Origin of the sequence: Bradyrhizobium sp. CCGUVB1N3 (assembly GCF_024199925.1) — a bacterium.
In the GTDB taxonomy this organism is placed as follows: Bacteria; Pseudomonadota; Alphaproteobacteria; order Rhizobiales; family Xanthobacteraceae; genus Bradyrhizobium.
Genome location: NZ_JANADR010000001.1, coordinates 8,079,082 through 8,092,522 on the forward strand (window position 1 = coordinate 8,079,082; position 13,441 = coordinate 8,092,522).

Below are 13,441 nucleotides of genomic sequence, written 5' to 3' on the forward strand. Positions count from 1 at the left end.
TCTTCCATGGTAGACGAAGGCATTCGCTCTTCCGCACAATCTACGTCCGGCTTTTCTGCAAGCGCTCCACTTCCGTCTTCACGCGGTTGATGGTCAGACCCGCGACGCCAAAACGTTCGTAGAGTGAGGCAACCAGCGGAAAGACGTATGCTGCGAGGTTCTCTTCGATGTCTGCCGCGGGAGCGGTGATTTCGAGCATCGCTTCGTCGCTTCGCGCGGCCGTTCCCTCGAGCAGCATGTCGGTGAGGGGATTCGCCCATGGACGCAGGATACGTCCGGTGAGGCCGGTGTAGAGCACGCGAAACTTGACGGTTATCTCACTGCTCTCATCGCGCTTCATGAGTTTCGCAAGCGAAGCGGCATGCAATAGCCCTTCACCGAGACGCCAGATAGGCAGCCCTGTATCGAAGAGCGTAGCAGGTGCGAAGGTTTCCTGGGCATCTTCCTGATAGCCGCGCATGAGGAACATGCGGCCTGTGGGCGCTGCGCGCCAGAAATCGCAATGGGCCGCATCGTCAAACTGACGGTCAGCTCCGCCGTCCTTGGGGGCGAGCCAGCATTCGATGACGCCATCAACCTCGCGCGGTGCGGTTTCTTCGCGCGTCGGTATCCAGAACATGGGCCAGCCCGTGTGTCGGGTGACGGCCTTACCGAGTACGTCCTGAAACCGGTGCAGCTCGATTTCTTTCAAGTGGCCTTCAAGTGCGTAGTCGATCCTGTACCATCCGTTTGGAAAACGCCCGGGAGAATTGGGAGGAAGTTTTGCCGTAAATTCGCGCCAGCGCGTGAAGGCTTCCTGAACGAAGATTTCCTGCGCGCCGTCTTCCGGCGGTTCTTCGACAAGTCCGACAACGCGAAGAATGTCGAAAGCCTTGGCGAGCGAGAGCGTTCGCTCGCCGCGGTCGAAAGCGACAATCGTTGGAATGCTGACGCTTGCGAGCGCTGCATGCTGGCGCTGGCTAAGCTTCTCCGCCTTGCGGCGGCGCAGCGCTTCCGCGACCAGAGCGCGCCAATTGAGTGGGGTTATTCCCCGAGAATCCGTAGACATGCGCGGCTCACAATCTCGGCGTAGCGGTGAACGAATCCATCGGGCGGCTCCGCCGGGGGAGGGGTTATGATCGAACTGGCCCGCTGAACTTTGGCCTTCAGGTCCTTGAAGGCCTGATCGATGGCTCGCTGCGGCAGCCCGATGCGCGGGCCGAAGGATTCCAGCAAGGGGCGCGTGACGGAATCAAGCGCGACTTCTTTTCCGTCGATACGAAGTGCAAGGTTCTGATTGTAGCGTTCGTAGTGGGCTGTATTGACGACATCATAGAGTGGGGCGAGGCGTAGGCCGGTCGGCGTTTCCAGCAGCGAAAAGTTCTTCAGATGCCCGTCGCAATTACCGATCAGAGCAAACACCACAAGGCGACGAAAAAGCTTGTCGAGATCAATTTCGGGGCGGACGGAGTGAGCCTTGATGACGACAGCGACGTCTTCATAAGAGGCGTCGTACTTGCCAGCTTGGTCCTGGCCGCGAGGTTTGCGAAGGATCTGTGCGAAATCCTCAAGGCGCAACTTCTTGCCGTCAGGCGTTCGATCAAAGCGGGTCACGATCAGGGCGGTTTCGTTCGAAACCTGTCCGATCGTATGTGTGTTCGCTTCGTCTGCACCGAGGACGGCAGCAGTCCAGCGGAGGCTCAGGGCCTCATTCCGGACGAGCGTCGGCAGGTCCTGCGAATTGAATTTTGCGATGTAGGGGGCGAGGCCAGTTGGATCAGCCGGACGAAAGTCGTTTCCGTCTTTGACCACAAGCAACTTCTTCTGGACGCCTGATATCGTGCGCCCAGGATTGGTCGCCTCGGCGACCGACGGCAAATTGGTTGTGTCACCGCTGCTTTTGATCCCGACCGCGCCGATGCAATCTGCGCCGTAGCGCAGCAGGAGTCCGAAGTCATCCTCCTCGGCAAGGTGTGCTCCCCTTGCCTGTCGTTCGCGGAGCCATCCTTCAGGTCCTAGCTGCTGGAAGAACGGATGCATTCCGTTTGCCCATTCGTGCTCGCGCTGCGTGGAGGGGAGGCAGCAGGCAATGGGCGTGTTCCAGTCCGTTCCATAGACGAACCGCGTTCCGCCGTTGGCCGTCTCGGTCAACGTGCCGGCGACTTCATCCTTGAAGAGGATTTCTGCGGTTCGAAGTTCCATGCTAAGCTCTGGTTTCTGTGGAACGAGTTCCGCCCACGATGTGTATCGAATAGGAAGTCATACTTTATCTTCAATAGGTATTATTATATCGTAGTCATATATCGCTTACAATCCTGATGCGTGCCTCAAAATAGGAGCTCAAGACTTCCCAATTTCTCATGAAAATCATCGTACAAGACGAATGATAAGTCATATGTGATCCAAAGGACGGAAACCAATCTATTGACTTTTGAATAGAAATTTGATTTTAAGAATTCAGCGGATGCGAGAAAACCGTGAAGGCGAAACAGCTCGAAGTAATCTTGGGAAGCGAGTTAGGGGTCGGCGAGGCCGAGATGGTCCAGCGCTTTCAAAAACTGCGGGATTGCCGATTGCTTCCAGTGAGCCGCGGTCGAAACGCTGAGCATCTGACGTCGCACGAGATTGTTACGGGGCTGTTGTCGATTGTATCGGAGCGGCCCGGCTTTGCAGGAATGACGGCAAAGATCCTCGGCGGGTTGCGTCCGGTCGGAGGGGCTGCGCGGGCATTTGCGCACGCCGAGACCTTTGGCGCGGCGCTGGAAGCTGCCATGCAGAGCGACGTACTCCTGAACAGCGTTGTCGAAATCCGGATCACGGATAGCGAAGTCTACACGAACTCGAATGGCCGGGGTACAATCGTGTACCAGAGCGAGCAGGGTGCGCGGACGACTTACTACGTGCGCGGTGAAGCTCACTCGCTCCTGCAACCCGGAGCCGAAGCAAGCTACAATCCGCGCGATCTCATCAAATCGATGATCCGCGAGATTGTCGTATTCCCGCACATCCTGAAACGGATTGCGTGTCAGATGCGCGAGGAGAACGAGCGCGCCCGACTTGCAGAACGCTTTGAGACCCGTGCGGCAGGTTGAAGTACGCTCGTCTGCTATGCTGCCGCTGATGATGATCATACTGGTTCGGATCGTGATGATCATCATCTCGCTGCCGGGGGGGGGCCGTCTAGGAGCGACCCAACCAAAAAGCCGCAATCAGCCAAGTGGGGCAGGGCGAGGAGAACATGAATCGGGCTTTTGATGAGGTCTCGCAGCCGGAACAGACGCGATGTTGAGCGCCTTCGATACGACGGCACCTCTGCCTCGGTCACCAGGTCCGAATTGTCCGGATCGCTAAAAGATCTATGGGCGAGATAGATGAGGTAGTGTCAGGTCGCCTTTGCCCGCGATAACTGAGACATTCAGCTTGTGCGCGGCGGCAGCCAGGACCGGCACCGAAACTGCGCTCTCGCCCGCCAGGCGCACAGCGCACTCAATATCCTTTGCTGAATTCGCAATTGAGATCGCCAGAGCGTTGGGCTTCTCGCCCAACAAAAAGGCCACGAAGTGTTGGAATATTCCGCTGTTGGTGGAGCCGCGACTGACCAAAGAGCGAAGCGTTACGAGATCGATGTCAAGACGGTGCGCGAATTGGCAGACCTCCGCGGCTACCGCCGCTATGCCCATGGTCATGCTGTTGTAAACAAGCTTGATCTTGTGACCTTGTCCGACATCTCCGACATGAACAACAGTCTCACAAAATGTAGCAAGAATGCTTTCGGCTATAGGAAAGAGCGTTTCATTCGATCCAACGATCGCGTTGAGAAGGCCGAACTCTGCTTGTTCCGGGCTCCGTGTTACTGGAGCACTCTATAAAGCTTAGGCCACGTTTTTGAGCCTGCTCGGCCAGTGCGACGGTGGAAGCGGGATAAGATGTCGTGCAGTCGATGATCAAGCCTCCTCGGGGCATATGGACGAACAGCCCATCTTGCCCAAGGCACACTGCCTCAACCTCGCGGCTTGATGGCAAGGATAACACGACCGCACTTACACGCTGCGCCAAATCAGCGACCGAAAGGTGCTCATGGGCACCTGCGCTGGTCAACCGATTCGCACCGAACCGGTCTTTGTTGGCCTTGATATGCAGCTCAACCTGGTGGCGCAACAGGCTGATACCCATGCCGGTTCCCATGCGCCCGATGCCGATGAGACCTATTCCCTGCTTCGCAGCTTTAGGGGCGACGGGGAGTGATGGGTCTTCGGCGACCATGATTTTATGCATTCCGAAAGAAGCCGTGCCCTTGCAAGATCGGCAACAGCTCATGATGATTGTTGATCGTGTAGTCTGGCTCGGCTGCCCGCAAGCGCGAATCCGAAACGAATCCTCCAGTAATGGATATACTGATGAGTCCGAGATTGCGTGCGATGTCGATTTCGACCGGCATATCGCCGATGATGAAGGTTGACGCCGGCTTCAGGTCGTTTTCCTGCATGTAGAGACGAAGCCTCTCTCCTTTGTTCATCGACTTGTATTGAGTGGTGCGGCTTTCAAAGGCGAGCACATCGTCGATGTAGTCATCGATTCCAAGTCGTCTCAATTGGGCGCGCAGCGGGTCGACTATATGGTTGCTGAGGATGATGGATGAAGCCTCTTCTCGGCGCGCTAGCTCCAGCACTCTGCGTGCGCCCTCGCGCAGATCGGCTCTGTCCGCAAGTGGTTCGTAGGTAGCGTGAAACATTGCGCTCCCATCGCGATCCACCATCGCAACTTCGTCTTGCGACATTCCGAGGCTGCCATAAAGAAGAGATAGCGGAACGTCGCAATGCTCCCGGAAAGTCTTTATGTCGATCGATGCATGACCAAGGCGATTTAGTATGGCATTGGTCGTTTGGAGTAGTGCGTATGAATCATCGAGTAGCGTTCCATTCCAATCGAAGACGAGAACGGGTTTCATGTTCTGACCTCATGCTGGTGTTGCCCCCGAATGGAGAGGATCTGCGCACTAATTTGTGCAAATTTCTATTGGCGCGTTTCTGCCCCGCAGGGGTCGGCATCTCGAATGTAAACGGTGACAGATCGATGCCGTCTTTTCTGTAGGGCAGCAACGATACGAAAAGTGGAAACGGCAGATAGGTTATCGAGGCTGCGTTGATGGAAGCCGCAATATTACGTTCGATGAGTTTGAGAACTTGCGGCTCGATCTTGTGAAAGCGAAGGCTTTGAGTGCGCTGTTCGGATGACAACCGTTTCCATGCTTGCCAGAACGCCAACTCATCTAGTGTGTCGATACCCATCCCGTAGTAGTTGGGAGCCACTATAGGCGGCGAACCGATCGCCCAATGTACGGCTTTGGCACCAGCGGCAAGCAGTATATTCGTGACAGCCCGACTGGTGTCGCCGCGAATGAGGGCCTCGTCGACAATTATTATCGTGGCTTTAGTGAGGTTGATTCCCGATACGCGGTACTTTTGAGAAATGAGTGACTTTCGCTCGCCCGGTGCACCGATGAGAGTTCGCTGCGAAAACTGCGTCGCGATGACGTCCTGACGCTGGGCGAATAGGCCGCAATCTTGGAGGGATGCAAATAGACCGTCGGCGTACGGTCCTCCGGTGTGTGGCATGGAGGAAACGATCGAGGGCGCGGAGCCGGAGTCTGCTTGCAGTCGCTGCGCAACGAGGCGCCCAAGCGCGACTCCTAGGTTGTAACGGGTTTCGGAATGTGATTGGCCTTCCAGCGATGTGTTCGGATTTCCCAGGTAGAGAGTTTCGTAGGCGCAGAGTTTGGCTTTGTACTTCCCGTCGCTCACGGAACGATCAATGCAACATCCCGTTTTCCCGTCTACATACTTGATGTGGCCTGGCCGAATTTGCTTTGTCTTACCCTGTAGGCCGGCGAACGCGCAATTTTCCGAAGCAAAGAGTAGGAACCCGTCGTCAGTTTGCATAGTTTCCAAGGGTCGCAAGCCACATCGACTACGGTAGGCAACTAGGGTGCCGTCTCCGTCCAGGAAGAGCGCGCTGATAGCGCCATCAATACGACCATCAATTTCGCGAAAGACGTTTTCGAAATTGACGGGGAGCCCGTGCCGCCAATAGTCTCTTTCACAAGTGTGTTCAATCCACTTGAGCAGGAGCTCAGCATCCGTGTTGCCGCCTAACCTATGACCCTTGGCAAGCAGTTCTCCCCTGAGTACACGAGCGTTGACCAAAGCCCCGTCCAAAGAAATTGCCAAATGGCGGCTGTTGGCGGCAGTACGGCGGGCCGGCTGAAAGTCACCGTCATGTCTGATCTCGCCGTATCGGCTTCGGATATGGGCGATCGCAACGTGCGGCCTAAAGTTGGGATCCTGTTCATCGTGCTCGATGCGCATTGAATCGCATGACACCTGAAGCGTTCTCGCATATCGGAAACCTTCGTTGGGCATGAAAGCAGCAACGCAGACTCCCGCCTGCCCGCGAAGTGCAAGTTTTGGAACCATATGCTTGAGCCGATCATAAACTGTCGCGGACGAATTGTTTGAAAAGGATAGAAAGGCAGCAGCAACACCGGGCATGCTATTGGCCCCCTCTTGTTGAACAGCCGATGTCGCGGGTTCATCTCAGCCGAAAGTTAATTTGAGCGCCAGGCGCGAGGACGTGGCTCGGCTTCTTTTTAAGCAAGCGTCGTACCAGTCTTTAGATGACTTGAGGCGCGCCGTCAGGGCATCGGAGTTGGAAAAACGTAAGCATTCAAGTTTGTCCGACTTCTTGCCATTGTCGGATTCCCGACACGTTGTCGAAAGCGCGACGCGTTAATGAAAGGGCCAAGCGCCGACCGGCGGCGCCTGATAATCCCACGGGCGCCTTCGCCCACCCTTGCGGTGTCAGGCTGCTGATCCCGCGAGCGTGGTCCTGATCAATCAGCTGCTTCAAGCGCGAGGACGCTGCATACGCACAGCAAATCCAAGAGTTCGGAGATAGAAGCTCACGAAGCGTTGGGTCGACTGCTTCGAACTGCTCGGTGTGCAAACGACAACTGCAGGGGGGGCCACTGACTGAGTGTTTCAGGCAGCAGGCAAGCGGTCGACATCATCGACCGGCGAAAACCTAGTTGGTAGCGTGTTTGGTCCAGAGCCTGCCATCGCTCCATACGTTCTCCACCCGACCCCACTGGCAGGCTGCTGAAACATCTGGGAAGAAGCCACTCCCATGATAATTGGCGCTCGTGTTGCAAAGAAGCGGAATACCTGTAAGTTTTTCGTATTCAATGAGGAGTGCGGCCATTGGGTGCTGAGATGTTCTGGAAATAGTCTGCAATCGAGCAGATCCGTCGAGGTGTACAACGGCGGGGATTTTGTCCCGCCATTCTGGTTGTGTCTGATGGTCGAACAGCATGTAAGGATCCGGCGTTCCGGGACTGAAAATCTCCGGTGCACGATCCTCCAGGCATATTGGCGCCACTGGGCGGAAGCGTTCGCGAAGCTTGATGTCGTTGAGATGGTCCTTCATTCCCGCCGATGTCGCGGCTGCCAGAATGCTCCTGCCGCCCAATGCTCGTGGTCCGAGCTCGGCGCGCCCGGCAAGAAAAATTGCGGACTTGTTGCCAGCAAGAATCGTTGCAAGTTCGCGCATACCGCACGGTGCGCTCTCCCATATGGGTGGTATTTCACTGGGGCGTAGGGCCGGACCACTATAGACCGACCATTCCAGAGCTATGAAGCCTTTCTGTGCCGCCAACGCGCAGCACGCAGCACCAATCGCAGAGCCGCTGTCGTTCGGAAACGGCGGCACCCAGACAGCATCGAAGAGACCGGTCGCACGTAGGGTGCTATTCCATTTGACGTTGAGGCCGCAGCCGCCGGCTATACACAAGTTCCGCGGTAATGCCGCTGCAAGACATCCGCCATTTGGCAGACAAGCAGACGCTCAAGGAAGCAATGAAACGATGCAAGTACGTCTTCCGGTTGCTTGCCCTTCAGGCGGAGCACCAGGCTATCGAAGAAGTCATGCACAACGGCGCGCAAATCGAGGTGGTCTTGCAGAGCCCCGCGCGAGGCTGCGGCCCTGTAACGTTTGGCGAACTCGGTGTCGGCCGCAAAGCGGTCTGCGTAAAATTCCTGAAACATTGCCACGATGTCCTCGTCGACAGAGCCGAGAGCAATGTAGGCCATCAGCTTACCGGCAATACCCAGGTCCCACTTGGTGCGGTCCGCCCGCTTATACGGTCCGAAATGATGGCCCGCCGATGCGTAGGCATGGCCAGTGATTGGGAATAGGCTTTCGAGAAAACGAGCGCCCCGGCGGCCTACGTGATAAAGACGTGGAAAGGTGCTGCCATCCCACACCAAACAAAATGCGGGCTGTCCTGCTTTAGCAAAAGGGCTGGTGCAGTATGCAGAGGCCACGTGACTTGTGACGTGGGGATAGCTTTTATAGCAGAAGGCCGTGCCGTCGAGGATTAGGCCGCAGCCGTCGCGTGAAGTAAGGAGGCCCTCGACATGGCGTTCGAGATACGGCCCCCCTTTGAGAGTGACAGGCGTCGCACCACTGAGGACTTCGAACTGCGACTCGACGTCCCCGATCCAACCGTCGATGACGAACTGATCAATATCCCGCGGATCGATACCGTTCTCCGCCAAAGCGGAGACAATTGCATCGAGATTGTCAATAGCTTGATACCGCGGGTTATTGGCTCGCTTCTCTTGCTCCATACAAAAAACAAGTCGTCGATCCTCGACAAGCGCGATTGCTCCATCATGCGTCAGTTTGATACCGCAGATGCGCATGAATGCGCCTCCTGTCCTGCCAACCTCGCTCGCAGTGCCAAGCAGGATTCGAGCCAGCGCAGACCCGAGGATTGGATTGCGGTCTTGTGGTGGGATGTCGCGCACATGACCAGTTTGGTGTGTTCGAGACATTCGGTGCGTGTTGGTTTCGGGCTGCAGCGCGCGTTGGGTCGACCGAGTGATTTTTCAAACTGTGGCGAGCACGCTCGCTCGTAGTTAAGACGACCAGCCGGTCAACAATATTCCTGAGCGATTCTGCGGCTTCGACAGTCTCTCGTGTGGCACCACGCGGTGGTAGCAGGGATGAAAGGCCACGACCCGGCCTCGCGCTTCCCTCAACTGCTATATCGCCATGCTGGGTTGGCGCATTGAGTGCGACTACCACGAACGCAAACAGGAAGTGGGCCTTGGCCGCTTCGAGGCAAAGGGTCGGCGTGGATCTCACCATCATGCGAGACCGTGGATCGCCGCTTACGGATACCAGAAGCGAGGGGCATCCCGATGCAGCTACTCTCCGAGAGGAGAGTCGTTCCAGTCAATGACAGCCAACGCTGACATCACGAGTATGGAGACCTTCTGAAGTGAAAAGACAGGCGTAGATTCCCGGAGACGCGTCTGAGGGAACAGGCCCCTCGCAGCACCTTTGCAACCTCTACCCAATCTTACCCAAATGCACCCTTTCCCAATCTTATACCCGGTTTCGGCCCGGTCTAAGACCGCCTGGCTCAGAATAGTCGGGGAGGGAAGATCGTGTCTCACCATTGCGCGGACGGCCAAAAGTCGGTCCGGGATGGTAAACTGTCCGAACTTGCGGGCGCGGTCGCGATCGTGGCCACACTGGATACCAAGGGCCACGAAGCCTCTTACCTCGCCGATATCATCGAGGGGTGCGGCCGCAAGGTCGTCCTGATCGACGTCGGCACCGCCTCCTGGGAGGCTGGTGGGACGAAACAACCCGATCGTAACGGCGCTCGTGTCGCCTCGCCCGCCGAGTTCTTGAAGGAGATAGCGGCAACAACACGAACAAGGGTACGTGACCTCCTGGCAACAGGCACGATCGGCGCAATTGTCGGAGTTGCCGGCGGCAAGGGGAGCGCAGTCTTCGGCGAGATCGTGTCTGACTTGCCTTATGGCTTCCCTAAGCTCCTCGTGAGCAGCGCAAGGCCAGCGCTACTCGCTGAATTGGCTGTCCATAACGACATCATCCTCTATCCGACACTCGTCGATCTCTTCGGGATCAACGCCTTTACCGAGCGAGTACTGGTCAATGCAGGCAGGGCCGTTGCGGCCATGCGCTATGCACCCACGAAGCATGGGCGGAAAAGGAAGATCGTTGCGATCACGGCATTCGGCGTGACGACGCCTGCGGCAAGTCAATGCGTGGCGCGCCTTGCCGAGGCTGGCGTAGATGCGATTGTCTTTCCTGCCAATGGGGCGGGCGGCCGCAAAATGGAGGAGTTGATCGCAGCTGGCGAATTCGACGCTGTAATCGATCTGACCACAACCGAGCTGGCTGACGAAATTGTTGGAGGCACCGCGAGTGCCGGTCCGGATCGGCTCAAGGCAGCCTCGCGCCAATTAATCCCGCAAGTGATCGCGCCTGGAGCGGTCGATATGGTCAATTTCGGTCCGCCATCAAGCGTTCCTGATCAATTTCGCGGCCGCCAGCTTTACTCCCACACACCCTATACGACGCTCATGCGCACGACTTCGTCCGAGAATGCGAGCATCGGCCGGCTCACGGCTGAGCGGCTGACGCAGGCAAAGGGGCCTGCAATCGTCCTTTGGCCAGGGAAGGGCGTTTCAGATTATGACCGCGAGGGTAGCATTTTTCGCAATCCCGACGCTGATAGTGCTTGGCTCGAAGCGGTCAAGAGCAGCCTCGCGCCTAGCATTACGGTTCGCGAACTGAACTGCCACATCAACGATCCCGAATTCGCCGAGACTGCCACGACGTGGATCCTCAAACAGTTGGGGCAAGGAGGCTGATTGCGATGCGCATGTTTGAGCGAAGCGAAATCCTATCCAGGATCCGCCAACAGGTCGATGAAGGAAAAGCGGTTCTTGCTGCCGGGAGCAGCTGCGGCCTAGTTGCGAAATGTGCTGTCCTGGGAGGGGCCGACATGTTGGTGGTCTACAGCACCGGGCTGTCGCGTCTCATGGGGCTTCCCACGAGCCGGATCGGAGATTCGAACGCGCGCACCCTCGATCTTGCAGCAGAGATCCGCAACGTCGTTTCTTCTGTACCTGTCATGGGCGGCGTCGAAGCGTGGGACCCTCTTCGGCTGGATCTTGATGCCTTGCTGGACAAGTTCTGGGCGGCCGGCTTTTCCGGCGTGATCAACTATCCGACTATCTCAACAATGGGCGAAAAATGGCGTGACCGCCGCGGCCGCGTCGGACTCGGATTCGAGCGCGAGTTCGAGATGATCGCAACTGCCCGCAAGAAGAACATCTTCTCGCTCGCCTATGTCGCAAGCCCGGAAGACGCCAAAGCGATGGCCAGCGCGGGAGCCGACTGCATCGTCCCGCACGTCGGCGCAACCCGTGGCGGGCTCGTGGGTCATGAAGAAGGCCAGTCAATCCAAGAGGCGATCAGGCGCATCAACGACATCAATGCGGCAGCGAGAAGCATCCGATCGGACGTCGTGCTCCTTTGCCACGGCGGGGCAATCGCAGAGCCGCAGGATACGGTTGAGGTCTATCAATCGACGCAGTGCGTCGGCTTCGTTGGCGCATCCTCCATCGAAAGAATCCCAATTGAGCGGGCAGTGAAGGCGGCGGCAGAGGAATTCAAGGCCATCGTGCTTCCGCGAAATCACTGACGTTGATCGGCAAATCTTGGAGCGAGGCAGGAATGAGCAAGCCGACCCATCAAGCGGGCGAGCATAAGGCAGTGGCATTCCCACGAGGGAGTAAGCCTGATCATTGGCAAACCGATGTCCTCGTGATCGGTAGCGGTGCAGCCGGACTGTCGGCCGCGCTCTATGCGGCAAGGGCCGGACTGCGCGTTGTGGTGTGCGAAAAATCTCCGCGACTTGGCGGGACGACAGCCCTGTCGAACGGGATGGTCTGGGTTCCTTGTTCACCCCAGGCGCGGTCCGCGAACATTGATGACTCGCTTGCGAAAGCCAGGACGTACCTGGAGCATGAACTTGGCAGCTACTATCGGGCAGACTTCGTTGAGGCCTATCTTGAGGACGGCCCGACAGCGCTTGCAGCACTTGAGAACGGGACAGAAGTCAAATTTATGCTGGCGTCTGCGCCCGACTATCATTCGAGCCAGGTCGGCGGAGTTGACAAGGGTCGTGCACTGAGCCCGGCCCCCTATGATGGACGGCTTCTCGGCGCCGACTTCGATCTCATTGGCGACCCTATTCGTGTTGTACTCGGGGGAATGATGATTTCCTCCGGAGAAGTGAGAAGCTTCTTAAACCCGCTTCAATCTTTTGCTTCCCTTAAGCATGTCCTGCGTCGGGTCAGCCGCTACGCGCGGGATCGGCTGAGTTACAGGCGTGGCACTGAGCTCAGCGGAGGCAACGCCTTGATTGCGCGGTTACTCGTGAGCCTGCGCAAGTATGCCGTAGAAATCTGGCCAGCGTCGCCTCTCATCGAACTCATCAAGGAGGAAGGGCGCGTCGCGGGGGCAGTCGTCAAGCTGAACGATTCTGACGTTCGCGTGCGCGCTTCGCACGGGGTCATCCTCGCAACGGGCGGCTTTGCTCGTAACGCGCGCTTAAGAGCGGAGCTTAGCGGCCCCCATCAGCATAATGATACGCTGGCCCATCCCGACGTCGCCGGCGACGGCATCGCCGTTGCGGCCAGGCTCGGAGCCGCGATTGACAATGACGTCGCCTCTGCCGGCTTCTGGACCCCAGTGTCGATCCTGAAGAGCGGCGGCCGCTCGCAAGTCGTCCCGTACGGCTGGCTAGACCGAGGCCGCCCCGGTGTCCTCGCGGTGGGGCCAAATGCCAAACGTTTTGTCAACGAATCCAATTCGTACCATGATATTTGCCTCGCAATGTTCAAGAACGGATATCCGGCAGACAAGCGGTTCTACTTCATCTGCGACCTGGACTTCGTTCGCCTGAGAGGCATGGGACATTTGCTGCCCTGGCCTTGGACGTTAAGCATCGGGAAATATGCGCGGCTCGACTACATCAAGGTCGGCCGGACGATTCGGGAGCTCGCGAAGCAGTTGGGATTAGACGCCGCAGAGCTTCAAAAGACGATCGAGGAACACAACACCCACGCTGCCACAGGGCTCGATCCTCTCTTTAAACGCGGTGAATCAGCTTTCAATCGCACGCTGGGCGATCCGGCCGTGGGAACGAAGAATCCAAATCTTGGATCGATCAGAAATGGTCCGTTTGTTGCGCTGCCGATCGTTCCAGCTACCCTCGGCACAGCAACCGGATTGGCAACCGATACTTACGGTGGGGTTTTGGACGGAAACGGCCGGCCGATCCCGGGTCTGTATGCTTGCGGCAACGACATGACCTCGCCAATGCGCGGAATCTATCCCGGGGCAGGCATCACGATCGGCCCGGCCATCGTGTTCGCATACCGCGCCGTCAACAGCATCCTGCTATCGGCTCATCGGGGGAAAAAGACCGCCGCTTCCGGAGCTTGATAGTCAGGTTCGCCGTGTGGCGAGGGGCAGGAAAGGATGCGGGCCAGACAGCATCGGCCAGCACCTGGAG

11 protein-coding genes and 1 pseudogene are annotated in these 13,441 nt (G+C 57.5%); 4 read left to right on the forward strand and 8 right to left on the reverse strand.

Features of this window, described 5'->3' with window-relative positions; translation table 11 throughout:
• Nucleotides 1-40: 40 nt before the first annotated feature.
• Nucleotides 41-691 (reverse strand): hypothetical protein, encoded by a 651-nt coding sequence (locus NLM33_RS38265; protein WP_254103576.1) that lies wholly within the window; start codon nucleotides 689-691, stop codon nucleotides 41-43.
• Here NLM33_RS38265 and NLM33_RS38270 point away from each other — a divergent pair.
• Complete coding sequence (locus tag NLM33_RS38270) at nucleotides 671-1,072, forward strand: hypothetical protein (protein WP_254103577.1); 402 nt, start codon at nucleotides 671-673, stop codon at nucleotides 1,070-1,072. The two genes, NLM33_RS38265 and NLM33_RS38270, sit on opposite strands and share 21 nt — an antisense overlap.
• Here the strand turns inward: NLM33_RS38270 and NLM33_RS38275 are convergent.
• The 7 genes and pseudogenes from NLM33_RS38275 to nodU all read right to left on the reverse strand — a co-directional run bounded on the left by NLM33_RS38275 (nucleotide 1,024) and on the right by nodU (nucleotide 8,738).
• Complete coding sequence (locus tag NLM33_RS38275) at nucleotides 1,024-2,181, reverse strand: type II toxin-antitoxin system HipA family toxin (protein ID WP_254103578.1); 1,158 nt, start codon at nucleotides 2,179-2,181, stop codon at nucleotides 1,024-1,026. The two genes, NLM33_RS38270 and NLM33_RS38275, sit on opposite strands and share 49 nt — an antisense overlap.
• A gap of 314 nt (nucleotides 2,182-2,495) precedes the next feature.
• A complete protein-coding gene (locus NLM33_RS38280; protein WP_254103579.1) occupies nucleotides 2,496-3,134 on the reverse strand; it encodes a hypothetical protein in 639 nt (212 codons plus the stop codon).
• Nucleotides 3,135-3,335: 201 nt separating this feature from the next.
• The gene (locus NLM33_RS38285) at nucleotides 3,336-3,788 is read right to left on the reverse strand and encodes an NAD-binding protein (protein ID WP_371930160.1); all 453 of its coding nucleotides are present in this window, start codon (nucleotides 3,786-3,788) and stop codon (nucleotides 3,336-3,338) included.
• Complete coding sequence (locus tag NLM33_RS38290; RefSeq protein WP_254103581.1) at nucleotides 3,772-4,254, reverse strand: NAD(P)-binding domain-containing protein; 483 nt, start codon at nucleotides 4,252-4,254, stop codon at nucleotides 3,772-3,774. The genes NLM33_RS38285 and NLM33_RS38290 overlap by 17 nt, the downstream gene beginning before the upstream one ends.
• On the reverse strand, nucleotides 4,247-4,927 hold the full coding sequence (locus tag NLM33_RS38295) for an HAD family hydrolase (protein WP_254103582.1): 681 nt from the start codon (nucleotides 4,925-4,927) through the stop codon (nucleotides 4,247-4,249). The genes NLM33_RS38290 and NLM33_RS38295 overlap by 8 nt, the downstream gene beginning before the upstream one ends.
• A complete protein-coding gene (locus tag NLM33_RS38300; protein ID WP_254103583.1) occupies nucleotides 4,881-6,527 on the reverse strand; it encodes a hypothetical protein in 1,647 nt (548 codons plus the stop codon). Before NLM33_RS38300 ends, NLM33_RS38295 begins: the two co-directional genes overlap by 47 nt.
• A gap of 532 nt (nucleotides 6,528-7,059) precedes the next feature.
• Nucleotides 7,060-8,738, reverse strand: a pseudogene (gene nodU, locus NLM33_RS38305) (nodulation protein NodU).
• A gap of 750 nt (nucleotides 8,739-9,488) precedes the next feature.
• Here nodU and NLM33_RS38315 point away from each other — a divergent pair.
• From NLM33_RS38315 to NLM33_RS38325, 3 genes are read left to right on the forward strand one after another with little or no spacing between them, the layout of a single operon-like run.
• Nucleotides 9,489-10,727 carry a Tm-1-like ATP-binding domain-containing protein gene (locus NLM33_RS38315; RefSeq protein ID WP_254103584.1) on the forward strand — a complete coding sequence of 413 codons (1,239 nt, stop codon included), beginning with the start codon at nucleotides 9,489-9,491 and terminating at the stop codon, nucleotides 10,725-10,727.
• 5 nt (nucleotides 10,728-10,732) lie between these two features.
• On the forward strand, nucleotides 10,733-11,563 hold the full coding sequence (locus NLM33_RS38320) for a phosphoenolpyruvate hydrolase family protein (RefSeq protein ID WP_254103585.1): 831 nt from the start codon (nucleotides 10,733-10,735) through the stop codon (nucleotides 11,561-11,563).
• 32 nt (nucleotides 11,564-11,595) lie between these two features.
• On the forward strand, nucleotides 11,596-13,371 hold the full coding sequence (locus tag NLM33_RS38325; RefSeq protein WP_254103586.1) for an FAD-dependent oxidoreductase: 1,776 nt from the start codon (nucleotides 11,596-11,598) through the stop codon (nucleotides 13,369-13,371).
• Nucleotides 13,372-13,441: the final 70 nt, after the last annotated feature.

Excerpts from the sequence above, each read along its gene's own strand:
- NLM33_RS38290 (WP_254103581.1), bottom strand. The coding sequence starts at position 4,254 with ATGCATAAAATCATGGTCGCCGAAGACCCATCACTCCCCGTCGCCCCT.
- NLM33_RS38295 (WP_254103582.1), bottom strand. The coding sequence starts at position 4,927 with ATGAAACCCGTTCTCGTCTTCGATTGGAATGGAACGCTACTCGATGAT.
- NLM33_RS38300 (WP_254103583.1), bottom strand. The coding sequence starts at position 6,527 with ATGCCCGGTGTTGCTGCTGCCTTTCTATCCTTTTCAAACAATTCGTCC.
- NLM33_RS38275 (WP_254103578.1), bottom strand. The coding sequence starts at position 2,181 with ATGGAACTTCGAACCGCAGAAATCCTCTTCAAGGATGAAGTCGCCGGC.
- NLM33_RS38280 (WP_254103579.1), bottom strand. The coding sequence starts at position 3,134 with ATGATCATCACGATCCGAACCAGTATGATCATCATCAGCGGCAGCATA.
- NLM33_RS38325 (WP_254103586.1), top strand. The coding sequence starts at position 11,596 with ATGAGCAAGCCGACCCATCAAGCGGGCGAGCATAAGGCAGTGGCATTC.
- NLM33_RS38320 (WP_254103585.1), top strand. The coding sequence starts at position 10,733 with ATGCGCATGTTTGAGCGAAGCGAAATCCTATCCAGGATCCGCCAACAG.